15 protein-coding genes are annotated in these 20714 nt (G+C 51.9%); 7 read left to right on the top strand and 8 right to left on the bottom strand.

What is annotated here, in order from left to right; all coding sequences use genetic code 11:
* Positions 1-69: 69 nt before the first annotated feature.
* The gene (locus F4Y39_11030; GenBank protein ID MYC14248.1) at positions 70-489 is read left to right on the top strand and encodes a hypothetical protein; all 420 of its coding nucleotides are present in this window, start codon (positions 70-72) and stop codon (positions 487-489) included.
* Between the two features lie 22 nt (positions 490-511).
* Here F4Y39_11030 and F4Y39_11035 read toward each other — a convergent pair whose 3' ends face one another.
* Entirely contained in the window at positions 512-850 is a 339-nt protein-coding gene (locus F4Y39_11035) for a BrnA antitoxin family protein (protein MYC14249.1), read from the bottom strand.
* The gene (locus F4Y39_11040; protein MYC14250.1) at positions 780-1046 is read right to left on the bottom strand and encodes a BrnT family toxin; all 267 of its coding nucleotides are present in this window, start codon (positions 1044-1046) and stop codon (positions 780-782) included. Before F4Y39_11040 ends, F4Y39_11035 begins: the two co-directional genes overlap by 71 nt.
* Before the next feature lie 111 nt (positions 1047-1157).
* Between F4Y39_11040 and F4Y39_11045 the strand changes: the two genes are divergently transcribed.
* The 4 genes from F4Y39_11045 (at position 1158) to F4Y39_11060 (ending at position 6013) form a co-directional block, all read left to right on the top strand.
* Positions 1158-2531 carry an FAD-binding protein gene (locus tag F4Y39_11045; GenBank protein ID MYC14251.1) on the top strand — a complete coding sequence of 458 codons (1374 nt, stop codon included), beginning with the start codon at positions 1158-1160 and terminating at the stop codon, positions 2529-2531.
* 127 nt (positions 2532-2658) lie between these two features.
* On the top strand, positions 2659-3501 hold the full coding sequence (gene tcmP, locus F4Y39_11050) for a three-Cys-motif partner protein TcmP (protein MYC14252.1): 843 nt from the start codon (positions 2659-2661) through the stop codon (positions 3499-3501).
* Entirely contained in the window at positions 3501-4283 is a 783-nt protein-coding gene (locus F4Y39_11055; protein ID MYC14253.1) for a phage Gp37/Gp68 family protein, read from the top strand. The genes tcmP and F4Y39_11055 overlap by 1 nt, the downstream gene beginning before the upstream one ends.
* A gap of 185 nt (positions 4284-4468) precedes the next feature.
* Positions 4469-6013, top strand: a complete 1545-nt coding sequence (locus tag F4Y39_11060; GenBank protein MYC14254.1) for a sulfatase — start codon at positions 4469-4471, stop codon at positions 6011-6013.
* 52 nt (positions 6014-6065) lie between these two features.
* On the opposite strand, the gene F4Y39_11065 is transcribed toward F4Y39_11060, so the two are convergent.
* The 3 genes from F4Y39_11065 to F4Y39_11075 all read right to left on the bottom strand — a co-directional run bounded on the left by F4Y39_11065 (position 6066) and on the right by F4Y39_11075 (position 9359).
* Positions 6066-7469 (bottom strand): aldehyde dehydrogenase family protein, encoded by a 1404-nt coding sequence (locus F4Y39_11065; GenBank protein MYC14255.1) that lies wholly within the window; start codon positions 7467-7469, stop codon positions 6066-6068.
* A gap of 114 nt (positions 7470-7583) precedes the next feature.
* On the bottom strand, positions 7584-8633 hold the full coding sequence (locus tag F4Y39_11070; protein MYC14256.1) for a dihydrodipicolinate synthase family protein: 1050 nt from the start codon (positions 8631-8633) through the stop codon (positions 7584-7586).
* Between the two features lie 123 nt (positions 8634-8756).
* The gene (locus tag F4Y39_11075; protein ID MYC14257.1) at positions 8757-9359 is read right to left on the bottom strand and encodes a nucleotidyltransferase family protein; all 603 of its coding nucleotides are present in this window, start codon (positions 9357-9359) and stop codon (positions 8757-8759) included.
* Between the two features lie 494 nt (positions 9360-9853).
* Between F4Y39_11075 and F4Y39_11080 the strand changes: the two genes are divergently transcribed.
* Complete coding sequence (locus F4Y39_11080; GenBank protein MYC14258.1) at positions 9854-12991, top strand: hypothetical protein; 3138 nt, start codon at positions 9854-9856, stop codon at positions 12989-12991.
* Between the two features lie 33 nt (positions 12992-13024).
* Here F4Y39_11080 and F4Y39_11085 read toward each other — a convergent pair whose 3' ends face one another.
* On the bottom strand, positions 13025-15169 hold the full coding sequence (locus F4Y39_11085) for an ATP-grasp domain-containing protein (GenBank protein ID MYC14259.1): 2145 nt from the start codon (positions 15167-15169) through the stop codon (positions 13025-13027).
* On the opposite strand from F4Y39_11085, the gene F4Y39_11090 reads away from it, so the two are divergent.
* Positions 15159-16421, top strand: a complete 1263-nt coding sequence (locus F4Y39_11090; GenBank protein ID MYC14260.1) for a hypothetical protein — start codon at positions 15159-15161, stop codon at positions 16419-16421. The two genes, F4Y39_11085 and F4Y39_11090, sit on opposite strands and share 11 nt — an antisense overlap.
* A gap of 132 nt (positions 16422-16553) precedes the next feature.
* Here the strand turns inward: F4Y39_11090 and F4Y39_11095 are convergent, their stop codons facing one another.
* The gene (locus tag F4Y39_11095) at positions 16554-18443 is read right to left on the bottom strand and encodes a DUF255 domain-containing protein (GenBank protein ID MYC14261.1); all 1890 of its coding nucleotides are present in this window, start codon (positions 18441-18443) and stop codon (positions 16554-16556) included.
* A gap of 167 nt (positions 18444-18610) precedes the next feature.
* Positions 18611-20714: SpoIIE family protein phosphatase (locus F4Y39_11100; GenBank protein ID MYC14262.1), on the bottom strand; the 2104-nt coding region annotated here is incomplete at its 5' end.

Genomic DNA, 20714 nt, shown 5'->3' on the forward strand with positions numbered 1-20714 from the left:
TGTATAAGCTACAGGAGGATGAAATTCTCAAAGACTTTGAAATATTTCGAGAGAATTTGAGGCAGGGGAATGCCGCGACTTGAGCTTGTTGTTGACGCAAGCCCATTGATTTCTGCGCTCCTGGGAGGGCAAGCATTAAAATTGCTATACAGTCCGTTATTTTTATTTGCTACAACAGAACGCACAACCTGGGAAGTCAAAAAATATATACCAGAAATAGCAGAGCGTCTTGAAATCTCAGAAATTGAAATACTGGAGACATTTGAAGACTTTCCGTTAGTTGCTTACCAATCAAATCTTTATAGCTCTGCTCTTAGTCGAGCAAGAAATAAAATTGGACTTCGCGATCCAAAAGATGTAGATATTCTCGCTCTCGCATATCATCTCGGGACGCCATTGTGGACTCAGGATCTCGATCTTATAGACATTGAAGACATTCAAACTATTACAACACAAGATTTACTAACTATCATAGCCACAAATGAATAGTCCGCATATGTCTCTGCAATGTCTAACGCGATTCACTTGCTTCCTTAAATGCTTTCAGGACCGCGTTAATTTGCGTCTGATAATGTGTATAATGCGTGCGATACCAGTTCAAAACTTCGGGTTCCATTCGCAGAGAAATTGGAACACGCTTTTGGGGATAGACGACACGTAACTGTGTCATATCGCAGTCATCAAGCGTGAGGGTATCGGGATCGTCTTTTATCGCCTGATCAATCTCCTCATCTGTCACGCGATCCAAATAATCAAAGTCTGTCCGCGACTTCTCGCTTTTAGACTTTCGACCAGAAAATCTCTCGTTCATCTTTTCTTGCCCTCCTCGCTGAAATAAGACGAATTTCATTGCCGCGCCATGTATAAACTACTGTGATCTCTCGTCCTGCAAGTAGCCCGATTGCAAGTTCTCTCTTCTCATCGCGCTCCTGCTTAGATGGAATGATAATATGGAAATCAAAGAAAATATCCCGGGCATCTCTGAAGTCAATACGGTGATTTTTGATATTGATTTCGTTCTTGTTGAGGTCCCATTGAAATAACATGCAGAGAATATACAATATGTATATACAAAAATCAAAAAATTTTTAAAAAGAAGGAGGTGATATTAACCTCCTCTTTTCTTTGCCTTGACAGCGGGAACAAACTGTATTAGGATGCATCCCGATATTCACAGGAGAAACATAATGTCTGACCATTACGACGTCATAGTAGCGGGCGCGGGCATAGGCGGATTGTGTGCGGCCCTGCGCGCTCGGGAAAAAGGCGCATCCGTAGCCATCGTCGAAAAAGCCGAAACAATTGGCGGATCTGCCGCTGCATCGGGCGGCACAATCTGGTGTGCAAAAAACATCGACGAATGGCTCAAAGTGCAGCCCAATGGCGACACAGCACTCGGCACCGCGCTCATCGACCGCTTCTACACAGGCATCGAATGGCTCCGCAAACAGGGCGTCTCCCTACAAGCGCGCGAAGACAAACCGTACAAATTTCAACGCACCATCTACCAGTTCACACCCGACGCGCGCACCGCAATGGAAATCCTCGGTTATCAGTTCCAACACAGGGGCGGCACCATCCTCATACACACCGGCTTGACCGGCCTCATCGGCGGCAACGGCAAACCCATCACCGGCGTCAAAACCACACACTCAAAAATAACAGCCCAATCCGTCATCCTATCAACCGGCGGATATCAGGCCAACCCCAAATTGCGCGCGCAGTATTTCGGCGCAGAATCCGATCACATGATCGTCCGCGGCGTACCTCAAAACACCGGCGGAGGCTTTCAAAGCGCACTCGAAGCAGGCGCCCAACCCACAGAACCCCTCAACCGCTTCTACGGCCACCTCCTACCCGCACCGCCCGCACGAGTCGGCCTGCACAACTTCCTCAAAGTCAAACCCGACTTCAGCGAATACGCCATCTTAATCAACCTCAAAGGCGAGCGATTCGACGACGAATATCTCGGCGACGAAGTCACCTGCCACACCCTCGTCCAGCAACCCCGGGCCACGGCCATCCTCATCTTTGACCAGCACATCCGCGACAACCAGAACGCGCTCTCCCAATGGCCCACCCCGGACAACGACCGCGTCAAAAACATCCGCGAAGCAGGCGGCGAAGTCATCAAAACATCATCCCTTGAAGAACTCACCCGCGCACTGACCAACCGCTGGCACATCCCCGCCCACACCTTTGAAAAAACAATGGCCGAATACGCAACCGCATGCGCCACAGGCAACGGTCAAACCCTCTCAATACCAAAAACCGGCGGCCTCATCCCCCTCAACACACCGCCCTATTACGCCATCCGCACACGCCCCGGCATCACCTTTACTTATGGCGGAGCCAAAATCAACGCCAGAGCACAAGTCATAGACAAAAACGACCACCCCATCCCGGGCCTCTACGCAGCCGGCGCCGACTGTGGCGGCATCTACACCCGGGGCTACACAGGCGGCCTGTGCATGGGCCTCGCGTATGGCCTCATCGCAGGCGAAGGCGCGGCGGAATACGCTATAAAATAAAGAAGAAATATCGGGTCTAAGGTTGACAAATCGACATTGTGTGAGTATATCTTTTTCATCATCGACGAAAAAAATAAAATTTTACCTTGCATAGATTTTTGGATTGGCACTGTAATAACGAAACACCATGGCAGAATTTGAAAACATAGATGAAATCGGTCCTTGGTCAGAAATAAAGCTGGAGATTATTCAGAAATATGCAAGTGCATATTCCGTGATATTATCCAAAAAGGACATTCTTTCCCACGCCTATATTGATGCTTTCTCAGGACCGGGTTTTCACCTTTCTAAAACAGACAAAGATCGATTTATACAAGGTAGCCCCTGGATAGCCCTTGAAACTGAACCGCGCTTTGATGATTATTACTTCATTGATATGGACAGCGATAAAACAGATATTTTAGAAGACCTTGCCCAAAACCATGATCGCGTCCATATTAGCAACGGAGACTGTAATGACTTATTGATAAATGATATTTTTCCTGAGGTACAATATGAAGACTATCGAAGAGCACTCTGCCTTCTGGATCCCTACGGATTGAATTTAAATTGGGAGGTTATTTCTCAAGCTGGTCAGATGAGAAGTGTAGAAATATTTCTGAACTTCCCCACAATGGACATGAATCGAAATGTATTTCGGCAATACCCCGAAATGGTTTCACAACACAATATCAATCGGATGAATGCCTTTTGGGGCGATGAATCCTGGCGTGATATTGTTTATTCCGAGTCACAACAGACCGATCTTTTCGATAATAATACAATCGAAAAAGTTTCCGATAATGACATTGTTGCCCGTGCGTTTCAAGATCGGCTAAAAAACAAGGCCGGTTTCCAACATGTACCTTCCCCCCTCCCCTTAAAAAATTCGACAGGTGCAACGCTTTACTACCTCTTTTTTGCTTCACAGCGACCGGTTGCAAAAAAGATTGTCGAAGATATTTTTTCAAAGTATAGGGGAGCTATGTAATGACAAAATCAAAGATCGAGTGGACTGAGGCGACCTGGAATCCTTTAACCGGATGCACCAAGATCAGCCCTGGCTGTAAATTTTGCTATGCTGAAAGGATGGCAAAACGCTTGCAGGCAATGAGGAATCGGAACTACAAAAATGGATTCGACCTCGCGCTTCACGAGCATATGTTAGAACTGCCACTGAAGTGGAAGAAACCACGAATCGTTTTTGTAAATTCTATGAGCGATATGTTTCACGAAGATGTACCTATCTCCTTTATCCAGAAGTGCTTCGATGTAATGAGAAGGGCTTACTGGCATGAATTTCAGGTACTCTCCAAACGAGCAGACCGCCTGCAGAAAATTTCTGAGTTCATTGATTGGCCCAATAATGTTTGGATGGGTGTTAGCGTCGAGAATTGTGATTACACTTGGCGTATTGATTGCCTCAGAACGACCAATGCCTTTATCAAATTTCTTTCGATAGAACCACTTCTCGGGCCTATTGATAATTTGGAACTCAATCAGATTGATTGGGTTATTGTCGGTGGTGAATCGGGACCACACAGCCGAATTATGAGAGAGGAATGGGTTATCAATATCCGAGATCAGTGCTTAGATGCTAAGGTTCCGTTCTTCTTCAAACAATGGGGAGGTACTAATAAAAAAAAGGCTGGGCGGTTATTGGAGGGGCGTGAATGGAACGAAATGCCTCCGGTCTTCTCTCGTTCTTCAAACCTGTCGTCCTATCAAGAACAGACCTCACAAACATCATTATTCCAAATGACCTCTGATTAAGCTCATCCTAATGAAGTGTTAAAGAGATAAAATGTTCTCTTTTACTTTGGTACCTTGGGGTGCTCTTGTAAAAAACGCCCCGCTCGGTTATACCAGCGTGGCGTTTTTCTTTGTATAAATATCCTTATACCTGTGGCTGTTTATACTTTTTAAGCAATCACCTCTTCATCAATACGGAGACTCTCATGCAACCCAACATCCTCTTTGCTTTTGCCGACGACTGGGGGCGTTATGCCAGCGCTTACCGGCACATAGAAGGTCCCAACTCGCTCAACCACCTCATCGACACCCCCAACTTTGACCGCATCGCCCGCGAAGGCGCGTTATTCACCAACGCCTTTGTACCCGCGCCGAGCTGCACCCCTTGCCGAAGCTCCATCCTCTCTGGACAATACTTCTGGCAAACCGGCCTCGGCGCCATCTTACAAGGCGCGATATGGGACGAAAGCATCCCCACGTACCCCCTCGAACTCGAAAAAGCCGGATACCACATCGGCTACACCTACAAAGTCTGGTCCCCTGGAAAAGCCGCCAACGCCCCTTATGGCGCCGACCGAACCCGCTATGAATCCGCCGGCAACAACTACCGGAGATTCTCCCACTGGGCAACCAGACACGCCGAAGAACTGGGCGTTGAAGGCGCCAAACAAGCACTCCTGGACGAAACCCGCGACAACTTCAATTCATTCCTCAACGCCCGTCCAGAGAACACACCCTTCTGCTACTGGTGGGGACCCACCAACACCCACCGCTCCTGGGAACGCGGCTCGGGCAAAGCCTTATGGGGTTTAGAACCCGACGACCTCAAAGGCCGCTTACCCGGCTTCCTGCCCGATGTACACGACATCCGCGAAGACGTAGCCGACTACCTGGGCGAATGTCAGGCCGTTGACGCGGGCCTCGGCGTATTGATCCAGCGCCTCGAAGAAATCGGCGAACTCGACAACACCCTCATCGTCGTCAGCGGCGACCACGGCATACCGGGCTTTCCACGCGGCAAATGCAACCTCTATGACATCGGCTGCGAAGTCACCCTTGCCGCGCGCTGGCCCAACAACATCCCCGCGGGACGCACCGTTGAAGATTTTGTCAACCTCATGGACCTCGCCCCCACATTTCTCGAAGCCGCAGGCACAAATATCCCCGATACCATGACCGGCAAAAGCTTGCTCCCCGTACTCAAAAGTGACCAGAGCGGCCTAATCGATCCCGACCGCACCTTTGTCATCACCGGCAGAGAACGGCACGTTGGCACCGCAAGAGAAGGCCAGCTACCCTACCCGCAGCGCGCCATCCGCACGGCCGACTTTCTCTACATCCACAACTTTGCACCCGACCGCTGGCCCATGGGCGATCCCCAGGGACTCGACGACCTCCATGCAGAAGCCCCTTCTGCCGAAGACCTGACAGGGAAAACCTTCATCGCCTATCCCGACATGGATGCCAGCCCCACAAAATCCTATATGATCCTCCACCGCGCAGAAGAAGAAGTACAGGAACTATTCGAAATCGGCTTTGGCAAACGTCCCCAGGAAGAACTCTACGACCTGCGCGTGGACCCGCACTACCTGAACAACATCGCCGACGACCCCGAATACGACCCCATCCGCAAAGAACTCGCCACCGCACTCATGCAGACCCTCCGCGAACAAAATGACCCGCGCCTCGTGGAATCACCCTGTCGATTCGAACACGCGCCCTATGCCGGACCAGTTGACGAAAATTGGTAAAAAAAAACGGCTCCTCAATCGAGGAGCCGTTTTTTCGCATCCTACAAACAACTTAATGAAACACCACCATCTTCGTCTCCGTCATCTCCTCCACCGCGTACTTCGGTCCCTCCTTGCCCATTCCACTATCCTTCAGACCGCCATAGGGCATCAAATCCGCGCGCCACTGCGTACCCCAATTGACGTGAATATTGCCCGAATGGACTTCCCGCGCAAACCGCATCGCCCAGTGGATATTCTCTGTAAACAGTGCCGCACTCAAACCGTAATTCGTATCATTGGCCATCTCAATAGCCGCGTCGATATCGTCAAACCGCGTAATACCCACCGCAGGCCCAAACAACTCATCGCATGAAATCTTCATACTCGGATCCACATCGGCGAGAATCGTCGGCTGATAAATCGCACCATCGCGATCGCCGCCCGTTACCAGACGCGCGCCAGCCCCCACCGCATCCTGAATCCACGCCTGCACGCGCACGGCATCGCGCTCCCTCACCATCGGACCCATCGTCACGCCATCAGCAATGGGATCGCCCGTCGTCAGCGCCTCGACCTTTGGCGTCAATGCATCGATAAAATCGCCGTAAACCGCATCATTGACAATCACCCGCTGCGCTGAAATGCATACCTGCCCGGCATTGGCAAAACCCGTTGTCGCCGTCGCAGCAGCCACCTGATCCAGATCCGCATCGGGCATCACAATCAAAGGCGCATTGGACCCGAGTTCCATCGTCACCTTCTTCAACCCCGCCATATTGCAAATCTCTTCCCCCACATCGCGGCTACCCGTAAAACTGATCTTGCGCACGCGGGTATCCGAACACAGCGCATGGCCCAATTCATTCCCCGGACCCGTAATACACTGCACAGCCTCGGCAGGCACACCGGCCTCCACCAGAATCTCCACCAGCTTCAGCGCCGAAAGCGGCGTATCCGTAGCCGGCTTCACAATCACCGCATTGCCCGCAGCCAGTGCAGGACCCACCTTGTGACACACCAGATTCAGGGGAAAATTAAACGGCGTAATCGCCAGCACCACCCCACACGGCACGCGCAGCGTAAAACCAAACTGATCGCGCACACCCGAACCGCCATCCAGCGGAATGGTCTCGCCGTACAACCGCTTCGCCTCCTCAGCAGACAGCGTCATCGTCTCAATCGCCCGCCCGGCCTCGCCGATACCCTCAGCCAGAACCTTGCCCTCTTCCAGCGTAATCGTGCGCCCCAAATCCTCAACCCGCTCCTGCATCAAATTCACAGCCCGATGCAAAATCTCATACCGCTCATAAGCCGTCAAAGCCGCCATCGCTTTAGCACCGCGCACAGCCGTCGCAATCGCCACCTCCGCATCTGCTGCATCGCCTTTTGGCACCGTATCCACCACCGAATTGTCAAATGGATTGATCACATCGATCTTCTCAGCCTTATCCACCCATTGACCACCAATATGCATCTTCACGGCAAACCTCCTTCAATTAAAAATTACCATTCTCGAACTTCAATTTCATCTCAGACCACTCATCATGCACAGCGACACCTTGCAAGTCAACAAAATTCAGCCCTCGCCTCACCGCAACCACGCATCCAAATGCTCCGCCACAAAATCGTCGTCGTTCAAATGCGGATAAGCGGCATACACGCGGTCAATCTCCTCCATTTGTCCCGGCGACAGACCCTCTTCCGGATTCAAACACCACACACCCTCCAAAAGCCCCTGCCTTCGCAACACCTCGTGAACGCCGGCAATACACCCGTGAAAATCATTTGCCACATCAAAAAGCGCCGCATTGCAATCCGTCACCTCAATCGCCCGCGTCAGCATCTCTTGCGGCACAGCATCCAGTTTCGCAATCTCGTGACACGCCCTCAAAATTTCCACCGCCTTCTTTGTCCACACCGCCCAATGCCCCAAAAGCCCACCCACAATACGCACATCCACACACGCGCCATCGCACCAAAACCGATGCGACGTCAGCAAATCCATCACAATATTATCGTCATTTCCCGTATAAAGCGCAATATCCTCCACCCGTCCCGCCGCCACAACCCCGCGAATCACATCCAGCGTCTGATACCGATTAAAAGGCGCGATCTTAATACCCACCACAGACTCAATCTCTGCAAAACGCCGCCAAAAATCAAACGGCAACACACATCCTCCCACAGCCGGCTGCAGATAAAACCCCATCACCGGAATCACATCGGCTATGGCGCGGCAATGTGCAACCATCGCATCGACACCCGCATTGGCAAAAGCACGCAAACTCACCAACCCGACCTCATAGCCGCAATCACGCGCAACCTCTGCCTCTGCCACCGCCTGTCGCGTATTCCCCACAATGCCCGCCACGCGGATAAAATCAGCTGGAGCATCGGCATCCATCACACACGCAGTCAGTTCCAGAACAGGCCGGTACAAATCCCATTTGGGATCGCGAATTTCAAATTGCGTGGTATGCACCCCCACGGCCAAGCCCCCCGCACCAGCAGCAATATAATAGCGCGACAACGCCTGCTGTCGTCGTGCATCCAACTTCCGCTCCGCGGTCAGAGCCAGCGGATGTGCGGGAATCACCTGCCCTTTCTTTAGGGCCGCCTCAACATCTTTTTTCAACATCTGTCATTCTCCACGAACAGCAAAAACCTTCTGGATCGCGGCTCAACCATGCCCCTGCGTGGTGTTGAGCAGGGGATCATGCCGCGATGACGGGTGTCCTTCCCACTTTCCACTTCCCACTTCTCACTTCCCTCGCCTTTCAATCTCCGCCCGATAATCTTCTGGCGTATCCAGATCCCGCAAAATACCCTCATCATCTACCGGCACCTCCAGCGTATCGTGCGGGTGCCCGCGCATGACCGGCTTGAGACCCTCATCTCCAGAAAGCCTCAGAATCTCGTCCCGGTAACGCGACAAATTGACCAGCACCGGATGCCCGCGCTTTCCACCCGAAATGGGAATCACAACACCCCGATCGCCCTCGCGGTATGTCCGCAACACAGCCTGAACAACATTCAATTCAATCTGAGGCTGATCCCCGAGTGCGATCAGCACCGCATCTGCATCCTCAGGCAAATGGTGGAGACCGCAAAGAACACTGGAAAACATCCCCTCGCGGTACGCGTCATTCACGCAACACAGCACGGTCCGACCGCGCAAACTCTCGCGCACAGCATCTGCATCGTGCCCCAAAACCACCACAACGCCAGCCAGATCAGCACCTGACAGCGTATCAACTACTGTTTGAAGAACCGTTCGATCGCCAAAAGGCAACAACTGTTTGGTTGACCCCATGCGCCGCGCCATACCCGCGGCCAGCACAAGACCGTAAATTTGCTCGTTCATATATCAGCTTTCAGCTATCAGCTTTCAGCTAATAGCTTGTTTTGCTAACTGCTGACCGCTGACCGCTTATTTTGCATTTGTAGTATAATGATAAGGCTTATTGTTGACAAGCGCGTATTTTAACAGCTTATATATCATTCCATAAACTTATAATAAAACAACATTTTATTAAAATAACTTGACTTTTTCTATTCAGGCATTAAATTTCGGGGTTATAAATAAACGAAACGCGGGCATCTCAAAACGCGAGGTCACGCCATTGATTTGCGAACAATGTGGCAAAGTTCCAGCAACAAAAGCACAAACCCATATCGAAAACGGCATAAAGCGCGTCCTTTATCACTGTGATACCTGTTCGGGCCTTACCGCCCCCAAATTAGACCGACCATGCGCGCAGTGCAAACAGCGGGAAGGCGAGATTAAACTCACCCGTATTCGCCCGCACGGCCGGGTAGTTACATATATCTGTCAGGCCTGTGCTGACGTAAACTAATATGAATCTCAAAAACTTCATCAATCCCCCTGCGGCTGACCGTCTCGTTCCATTTTGGATATGGAACGGCATCATAGAAGAAAACGAACTCGTTCGTCAAATCCGCGAAATGAGCGAAAAGAGGCTCGGTGGATTCTGCCTATCAACAGGACCCGGGCTAAAAACGCCCTATTTGTCGCACATCTGGTTCGAGCGCGTAAAATTGGCACTCGAAACAGCAGAAGAAAATGGCCTCCAGGTCTGGATCCACGACGAATACCGCTATCCAGGTGGTATTGGATCGACCCAAATCACCTTAAACCATCCTCAATTCATCGCACAACAACTCACCTTTCGCGAAACCGTTGTACAGGGCGGACAACAAGTTGACCTTATGCTGCCCTGGGCACCCGTGTTGCAAGCATTCGCTGTGCCCTTGCGAAGAGACCGCTGTCTGTGGGAAGACAAACAAGATATCAGTGCTTATCTGGGGGTCAATCACCAACACCACGCATTGCGTAACAACAGCGCTGTGTCCGCCCACCATCCCTACAATTATGTATCTTTTAATCCCACCCGCCGACTGTACTGGAAGGCACCTGCCGGACGTTGGCGCGTGCTCGTTTTTTTGCAAGAACCCACGGCAACCAGCGATTGTCCTGGCTCACACCTCGATCGGTTCAATCCAGAGTCTGTTCGCACCCTGCACCAGACCATTCAACAACCCTACATCGAACAATTTTCCGCCTTTCAGGGCAAAACCTTAAAGGGCATCTTAACTTCGGAAACGCATTTTCCCAAAGATCGCCTGCCCTGGTCACCTGTATTGCCCGACTACTTCCAAACGCGCAATGGCTACAATATACTCCCTTGCTTGCCTGCCCTCATAACCTACTTTGGACCCAACACGAGCCGCATCCGCTACGATTATTTTCAAACCCTGAGCGAACTGCAACAGCGGCACGACAGCGCGCGCAGTGCCGACTGGTGCAAAGAGCACGACCTCAATTATGCGAGCGATATAACCCCGCTTCGCAATGCCCATCGCACTACCATACCCATACCTGGTACAGGCGGTAGTGTTGAACGCACCAGAGAATACGTCGTATCATATCGCCACAGCCCTGAATTTGCAACGTCGCTCGCCGCACAGACAAGCACTTCACGCGTACTCAATACCTGTTTTCAAAACACGGGCTGGGCAACCACGCTGCAAGATATGAAAGCACAGCTCGATACCCTCGGCACCCACGGAACCAACTTCTTTGCGCCCCACGCCCTCTACTACACACTCGACGGATTGCGCAAACACGCCACATCTCTATTTCATCAAAATCCCTACTGGAAACACTTCCATCTGCTGTCTGACTACGCGGGGCGACTTGCCCATCTCTTAATCCAGGGTCAGCAAGTCGCCGATATTGCACTCCTCGAGCCCGTCACCAGCCTGTGGGCACACCTCGCACACCCGTTTCACAACTGGTCTTATGTCGGCTATGATCCCGATGAAGAAACACTGACCAATAACCTCGTTGCCGACTGGGCCTGTATTGCCCGCGCTCTGTATCAGATGCAGCGGCCATTTCAAAGTCTTGACCCGGCCCTCCTCGCTCAGGCGGAAATCACCAACCGCCAATTGCAGATCGGCAAAACGCGCTACACGGTCCTGATCATTCCTCCCATCACCAATCTGGAACGCGCAGCTTTTGATAAGCTACGCGCATTTATCAATGCAGGCGGTCTCGTCATCGCCCTGGGATTATTGCCCATCGAGGATATTCAAGAGGGCACATCGGTCGTCGAGGGATTTTCGCGGTTGACCGACATGGATCCCGGGCGAATGATTCGCGATTATACCGGCCACGAATCGGGCGTCCACTTGCTGAGTCGAGACAACTTCATGTTTATCCGCACGGGGGGTACTGTAGAAAAAAATCAGGCGACATCCATGCTGGAACGCCTGCTCGACGAAATACTGCCTCGGCGAGTACACATCCTGTCAGACGGGAAAAGCGCCGACACAATACAATATCACCACCGAACAGATGAAAAGCATCGCATATTCTTTTTTTCCAATCGGGAAAATTCGCCCGTTACAACACAAATTTTTATACCCGCCTCCGACGGACATATAGAGAAATGGGATTTAGAAACGGGCAAACGCACACCACTTGTGGTCGAACCTGCCGGAGAAATGAGTCGCATTAACCTCTCCTTTGATCGGCTGCAATCACATATGATCGTAACCTCTCCGGGCCACCCGAAAAAAGAAAAAGAAGAGCCTCTGGTAGAAACGCTCAAACTCAATTTAACAGGTCACTGGAAAGTTGATCCAGAAGAAGATAATGCCTTGCGCCTGGACAAATTCAAAACGAAATTCGACCCGTCTAACACGGGCAAACGCCAGGGCTGGCATCAGCCGACTTATAGCGATAGCAGATGGTCCGAAACGCGCCCACAACCTTTTGACGACCCAGAAGAAAAAACGATTTGTTGGTACCGAAAAACCTTTATCGCAGACATTGTCCCCAGTAAACTCTCTCTGGTCATGGATCGAAGTGCCATTCAGGGAGAGCACCAGATCTACATCAACGGTTCCAAATTGCCGAGCAATGCTTTTCGCCCCACCTTCCGATTCGATCACGCCAACGCGACGTGTTCCGTGGGACAACGCATAAACAAGGGCAAAAATGTGATCGCCATCCGTGTGGAAGTCAACAGCCCGGGTGATGGCCTCGTCGATGCCCTGTATCTCTTTGGACGTTTTCAGGTCAAATCCTGGCGCAACGTATATCCCAAACTATCACCCCTTCAAGATAGCGGTCCAATTTTTGACCTCAAAGCACAGGGACTGCCCTTCTATGCTGGCACCGTGTCATACACCCGGGACATCGATATCAAAACCCTGCCCCAAACCCCACGTTTCAAAATAGACCTCGAACGCACCGTGAAAAACCTCGGCGACATCGTCGAAATAACAATCAACGGCCAGTCTTTGGGCGTACGCGCCTGGGCACCCTATTGCTGGACTGGAAAAACAGCCCATCTCAAACAAGGCAAAAATCGCGTTGTCTTCCGCATCACCAACACACTCGAAAAATTGCTCACCGGCATGACATATCAGCCGAAAACGCGCAAAATGATTCCGGTAGAGATATAAAATCACCTGTAGGGGCGGGTTTTAAACCCGTCCCTACAGCAAATATTTTCGTATCAGATACTGATAAATCTGCACAAAATCGCCTCGTCCATTATCCGCATTGTAAAAGTGACATATAGGATTGGGATTCACTTCCAAAACAAAAAAATCATTGGAACTGACGATCAAATCAACCGCGTAAAAACCCAAATCCAGCACCCGATTTAACGCCTGTGTCAACGCGCGAAAACCCGCCAATAATTCCTCATCCTCGACCACAACCGCCCTGCCCCCCGCCCGATGCAGGGGATTGATGTCCTCTCCCTCAATATCTGAATCATTTTGCTTTTCATATGCGAGCAACAACTCATCCTCACTGCCCACAATGCGATACTCAGGACCCTCAACATACGCCTGGATCAACAACACATTGTCAAACAGGCTGCTTTCCACACACAAGTCTTGCAAGCGCGAATGCAAATCCTCTGCATTCGTCTCCAAATACACGCCCCGTGCCATAGATCCGCGATTGCGTTTCAGCACAACTGGAAAAGACATATGTTGCACCACATCACTCACAATATCTGCCACAGAAGCATGCGTCTTATACCGATCAAACCGCCGGTCAGATAGAGGATTGAACACCGTCATCGTCCTGGGCACTGTGATATTCGCCCGACCAAACACCTCGTATTGATACCCCTTATCTTCTGCCAATTTTCCAGAAACATAATCGTTAAACGGATGTTTATTTCGCAAAAAATACAGCGGCTTTCCCTCTCTCTCCACCCGAATCACATTGCCATCTGCCGACACCGCCTCATATCCCACGCCCAACTGCCGACACGCGATTTCAAGACACCGCAAACTCTCTAAAATCACATCCTCGCCAAAACTATCCGCCTCCCCGGGCAAATCCAACACCTCGCGTGCCAACGCCACCAGATGCAGCGACCCGAGTACGCACGTAGGCTGTTGGGACACCTCAGTCAAAAAATCCAATCCCCCAGTCTCACACCGCACGCACAGCCCCTCTGGAACCAGCGATCTCAAGCTCGCCACAGAAATGGCTTTGGGATGCGCCGACTGCGTCAAAACAACTTCGGCAGCTATGGGCGAAAGTGCCTGCAAAATACCCCGTGCATCGTGCCCCTTATTAACACCCACCACAAATCGCCACTTATCCGATAGAACTTGCAAATCGCGCACCAAAGCGCGAACCGCATCCGGATTGTGGGCACCATCTAAAATCAACGTCTTCCGAACCACCTCAAAGCGCCCGGGCAGAGCCAGATTCAAAACCACATCCCGCACCCGCTCATCGGGCAACGCCATCCCGCGCCCATCTACAATATGACGCGCCACAGCAACCGACAGCGCGGCATTCTCCCGAAAAGTAACCGGTCGATCCGCCATATCGTCCATTTCCTCATCGACCACCTGCAACACCGCACCCCGAAGCGCACATTCCCTTTCCAACAACTTCAAAACCTCGGCTACCTGCCCTGACCCCGTAAACAGCGGCCTTCCCGAACGCGCAATATGTACCTTATCCGCCGCAATCTCACACAGCGTATTGCCCAACACATCCACATGATCCAGATGAATAGCCGTCAACACAGCAACTTTTGAATCCCACGCATTGGTCGCGTCAAATTGTCCACCCAGCCCCACTTCAAAAACAGCCCAATCCACATTGGCCCGCGCAAAATGATGCGTTGCCAAAACCGTGAGCGCCTCAAACTTGCTAAATGCACCCCAGCCTTCGCGCTCAAAATCGCGGCTTTTCTCGTAAAAATGTGCGACGCCTTCGGCCCACACATCGCGCGCGAGCACCTCGCCATCAACGCATATCCGCTCGCGCACCGTGTGCAAATGCGGCGACGTATAAAGCCCCACGCGAAAACCCGCTGCCCGCAACAACTCAGCCAGCAAATAACTCACCGTACCCTTGCCATTTGTACCCCCCACAATAACAGAGTCAAACCGCGCCTGGGGATTATCCATGCGATGCAACAGAGCGCGCACGCGCGGCAAATAATTTTCCAGCGCACCTTCTATCGGCTCACCCGTTTCCCAATCGGGCAGCGTATTGAGAAACCGATTGCTCCGAAAATAGTTCATCTTTCCCTTCCAAAATAACGTATTATTGTACCCTGAAACCGTCCATTTCCACCAGGAGGAACCGATGGAACGCATTGTCGATCCAAAATACCGCTTCGCTTTCTCCTCCAAAACCGGCCGGCCATACTACCGCAAATGCTATTGGGAAAACCTCTACGTCTTCACCTACGGCACAGACCGCGCACTCGTCGCAACGCGCGTGGTTCCCTTCACCTCACTGCACGAAGCACTCTACACCGCCTTCAAAGGACAGCGGGGCAACACCCTCACACAGCATCTGTTGCCCGAAGTCATGCAACAACCCTATCTCAATGTATTCAACAACAAATCTCAAGTTCAAATCTTTGCAGACAACATATCTGCCCTCGTACCCGAACAGAACGAAGAACTCCCCGAAGAACTCACAAAAAAAATAGAAGCGCGAATTGAAGAAACCGCTTCTCGAATCATGATCGGACAGGGCATAGAAGGCGGGCTTGGCAGCTTTGCCTCGGACGAAACCACACCCTTTCTCGCCCGCGACGAACCCGAGGACCCGAGCCGGTCTATCGTGCGCGAAGACGACGAAGACGTCGCACTGATCCAGATGAGCGTGCAAATCGACGCCGCCATCAAATCACAGATGCGCGAATCGACTGCACTCACCACAGGCTCATTCGACATCGCTGCGCGACTATACACAAATCCCCGTTACCTCGGCTTTGTGCGTCGTCTCATCAACGCCAAAGGCAGTTATACCTCGCCCGTTGTCCGGGACTTTCTAAAATTTTATGCGCGATGCTTCAACACCAAAATTTCCGAACACCTCCGCCAGAGCAAAGACGACCCCGACATCTTGCGCCAGCGCATTGAAAGCCTATTGGGCCGCGAAAAAGGCGGACGCTATCACTACCTCAACTATCACGACCTCACCATATTGGGACGCATTGTCAAAGGCGAACTCGACCCCGATTCAGACGACCCCGACAAGACCACACACTGCTTCAAACTATCCAGCACCATTGACCCACAAACCCTTCACCTATCCGAAATTCACGACCCGGTACAGCGTTTTGCAATTCGCAAATTTGTCGAACACACCTTCAACGCCCGACACAACATCAAAAATATTCAATACATCGACGAACTCTCTCGGCGAAAAATACCCTTCGTCGAGCACCTTCCCGACCCCATCGAACGCGCTATGCGCTCGGGCATCGAAACACTCGAAGCCTATCTCGACCACCTTGAACCCAAAATGCTGCACATAGCCATCGGCGCCCTTCTCCTATCACTACTCGGCGTCGTTGCCCTCGTCCTGGGCACATTTATCGGCCTATCACGATGAAAAAATCTTCTGGATCGCGGCTCAACACCATGCCGCGATGACGGCTTTTTTGATGGGTCGGGAAAAGGATTTCCCTCCTACATGACTGACGTTGGGCTATTCTATAGTGCCTTTCATCTGCGTTCATCTGCGTCATCTGCGGATCACACTCGCCACTGTCGGACTGATTCCCTGTTTCAAAAAGCGGACAAAAACATCCACATCGCGCGTCATCCCCGGAAAATGTGTAATCTCTTTTCCCCCGGGTGTCATAATCGCGTACAAAGGCAGTGCAACCGTACCAAAATTAGCCTCCTGCAAATCGCGATTGCGCTTGTATTTTTCTCCCCGCCCATCTGTGTACAACTGAACCCGTACAAACTGCTTTAACAACGCGTGCACCTCCTTCTCGGGAAAAATATTCGCCTCCATCCAGCGGCAATTCGTACACGCATAGCCCGTAAAATCGATAAATACCGGTTTGCCCGTCGTCTTTGCTTCTGCCAAACCCGCTTCATAATCATCGCGCCAGGCCAATTCGGGTTCGCCGCTCCTTATCTTGGCAATTTCGCCATAACTCCCATAAGGCGGGAAAAATGCATCCCATTCGCCCAGGGGTGCGCCAAAAAGACCCGTCATCAAATACAGCCCAAAAGCCAAACACCCACTACTCGCCAGCAAACGCAGCGGACCAATCGTATCCAGCACAGAATCGTGCGGCAAGCGGATCTTGCCCAACAAATAGAAACCACACAACAAAAAGATCGCGATCCACCCCGCAATAAAGACCTCGCGCGAAATAATACCCCACTGCCACACCAGATCGACATTGCTCAAAAATTTCAACGCAGCGGCCAATTCCAAAAACCCCATCACCACCTTCACGGAATTTAACCAGCCACCGCTTTGGGGCAAAGCAGCAAGCGACTGCGGAAAAAGTGCCAAAAAGAAAAACGGAGAGGCAAAAGCAGCCGAAAATACCAGCATGCCCAAAATGGGCCACGCCCACGTTCCTTGAGCCGTCAGCACCAGCAGCGTCCCCACAAAAGGCGCAGTACACGTAAACGACGTAAGAGAAAACGTGAACCCCATAATTAGAATCGCGCCATAACTTCCCCCCTGAACCTGGTTCAACTTATTGAGCAAACCGTAAGGCAATCGAATCTCAAACAGCCCAAACAACGCCAGCGCAAAAGCCACAAAAATCGCAGTAATCAACAAATTGATCCAGGGATTGGCCGCAAACAGAGCCGCACCAGAAGCGCCCAGGGTCGCCGCCAACACCATACCCAACCCGGTAAACGTAAAAATAATACCCCCGCAATAAGCCAGCGACTTGGTCACAGACTCCCTCCGACTCTGCGTTTCCTGCTTGGTAAAAAACGACACCGTAATGGGAATCATCGGAAACACACACGGCGTGAGCAAAGCCAGAAAACCCATCCACAAAGACAGGTACAAAAACGCGCTCAAACCCTCTGTAATCGCACGCTCAACATCAGCCACGCTACCCGTGCCATCCAGAGGTACAGCGGGCGCTTCAACAGGAGAAAACACATACTCCGCCCGCGCAGGTCCCGCCTCCACCACCACGGGAATCTCAAATGCGTACGTATTGGGCGGCAAACACTGCGTCGCATTGCAAAGCATATAGATCACTTCACCCGACAGCACCCGCTCGCCCGGCATCCCCTCACCCACCTCGGCCCGCACCCCAAACCGCACTTTGGGGTGGTAATATTCCACATTCATCTCAAAATTTGGATCGTACTCCACAATGGGCCTGGGCTGAATCACCGCCCCCACTTGCCGAAACGCCTCACCCGACAGCACAATCTCCGTGGGATAGGGACCGCCCGGCGGTGTGGTCGCCGAATAAATATGCCAATCATCGGAAAGATCCACATCAATCCAAACCGCAACAGCCTCCCCAGCACGCGCCGTTTTTGGCTCCACCATCACACCAAACGAAGCCTCATTCTGAGCCAATGCGGCACTGCCCTGAAGCACCATCAAAACACATACCGCGACAAAAATCCGCATATCGATCTCCTTGTAAAAGCTATCAGCCCAACCAGTCCCCAGCCTGGACGCCTGCTTAAAGCATGCAGGCGTGACAAACACCTATCGTCATTGCGGCATGCTTAAAGCCGCAATCCAGTTGTCTTTTCGTCATTTCCTACTTCACACTTCTCCCTTCACACTTCTCTCTAACGCCTCTTAATAACCAGAAGCGTCACATCATCTGTCTGTGCCGCCGACGCGCGAAATTCGACCAGATCATCGATCACCGTATCGATCAAAACATCGGCACTTGCGCCCGCGTGTTCTTTCAGCAAAACCTCCAGCCGTGCCTCCTCGTAAAACTCTCCCGCGGCATTTTGCATATCCGTCACCCCATCGCTGTAGAGCACCAGCATATCGCCAAAATCCAAAAACGCACGCGCCTCTTTAGGCTCGGTATCCACCTCGGGTGGCAACGTCATACCCAGAGGCACAGACATCAATTCTATCATCTGCAAATCACCATCCACAGACACCCGATAGGGATAGGGGTGCCCGGAATTGGCCAAAACGATCTCCCCGGTCTCTAAATCCAGCGTCCCCAAACAGCACGTCACAAAACTCGCCGCATCAAATTGCTCTTGCAAAACGAGATTCAAATTCCGCAACACATCTATCGGCGTCTGTGCCGCGCGAACCTCATAGTGCAACATCCCGCTCAATTGCATAGCCCGCACAGCACCCTGCATCGCCTTACCCGACACATCTGCGGCTCCAAACCCCAGTATTTTCCGATCGTCATCCAGCCAGAAATACGTAAAATAATCACCACCGACGTGATTGGCTGGCAAACACCTGCCCACCACCTCAAACCCTCTCTCGCGCACGGGATCTCGGGGCAACAAACCCATCTGCATATCGTGGGCTTCCTGAAGTTCCGTCTCCAACTCATCGATCAACTGCGTCTGTGCTATGCGCCAACGCTTGTGCTTTTGAAACGCATATCCCGTCGTGACCAGCACAATGAGCAACGAAACACCACTCAACCCCACAAACCAGGGCCGTTGCCACACAGGCGCCAACACCTCAAACACCTGCACAGCAGATGTCTTATCCACATTAAAAGCCAGATCCATAGCGCGCACTTCAAATGTGTGACCGCCAGCATCGATGTCCTCCAACAAAACCCGGTTATTGCGCGAAAAAGAAGACCACGCCCCCTCGTCGAGCCGCCATGAATATTGCAATGACCCATCTGGCGTCTGCTTCCACACATCCTGCCCCGAAAATTCAAACAACGCATTTTGATACGGCGCAATTTGAACTGGCGGAGCCAAAAGAAGTGTCTCGGGCGCATCGCCATCGGGATCATAACAGCCCAACCCATCAGACGTCGCAAACCACAACAAACCATCGGCATCTTGTGCCACATCCCAAACCTGTGTACTCGGCAACCCCTCTTGAACCGTATAGCGCACCCAGGCAAATCCATCGGTGTGAATCGCACCATCAATCGGCGAAGCCAACCACACCTTGCCATCATTCGCCGGAAATATCCGATTCACCCCATTAAACTGAGCCTCATCTGCGCCCGGCACGCGCCGCCACCTCTGCCCATTAAAATGCGCTACCCCTTCAAGCAGTGAACTAATCCATATCTGTCCACCAATATCTTCGGCAACCACAGTAATCGGTCCACCGGGTATCCCATCAGCAGCAGTGTATTTCCGCTGCTCCCCATCCACCACATGCATCACGCCATCCACCTGCCCCAGCCACAAACTGCCATCGCTCGCCTCGCAAATCGAAATGCTGGACCTTTCGGGATTGCTCTCTATCTGCGCCAGACCCTGTGAGGAAGATAGAGCCGTCCATACCTGCCCATCGAATCGCTGAACACCTGAGCGCGTAATTGCCCACACGCCGCCATCTTGTGCAGGGCACACGGCTCGAAATCCCAATCCCATTCGACGATCGGGCCTTATCACCTCCCATACCTCGCCATCATAACGCAACAATTGAAACGGCGTTACAGTCCAGAGGTGTCCTTTTCCATCGACAAACAAATCGATCAAACGCCCGCGCACATCTTCTAACCCATGTGCCACATGCCAGGAACCCCGCTCAAATTTGTAAATCGCATCATTGCCCACCCAGAGCTGACCACTTTCATCAAGCGCGAAAATCGAAGCACCGCGATCATTCATCCCCGGCCAGTTCCTGTGGTGCAACCACCCCGAAAGCCGCCACCCCGCCACCACCGCCGGGGGGAGGAGGACGGCTGGGCGCGGGACGGGGGCTCGGCTGGAG

Source organism: Gemmatimonadota bacterium (assembly GCA_009838845.1).
Taxonomy (GTDB): domain Bacteria; phylum Latescibacterota; class UBA2968; order UBA2968; family UBA2968; genus VXRD01.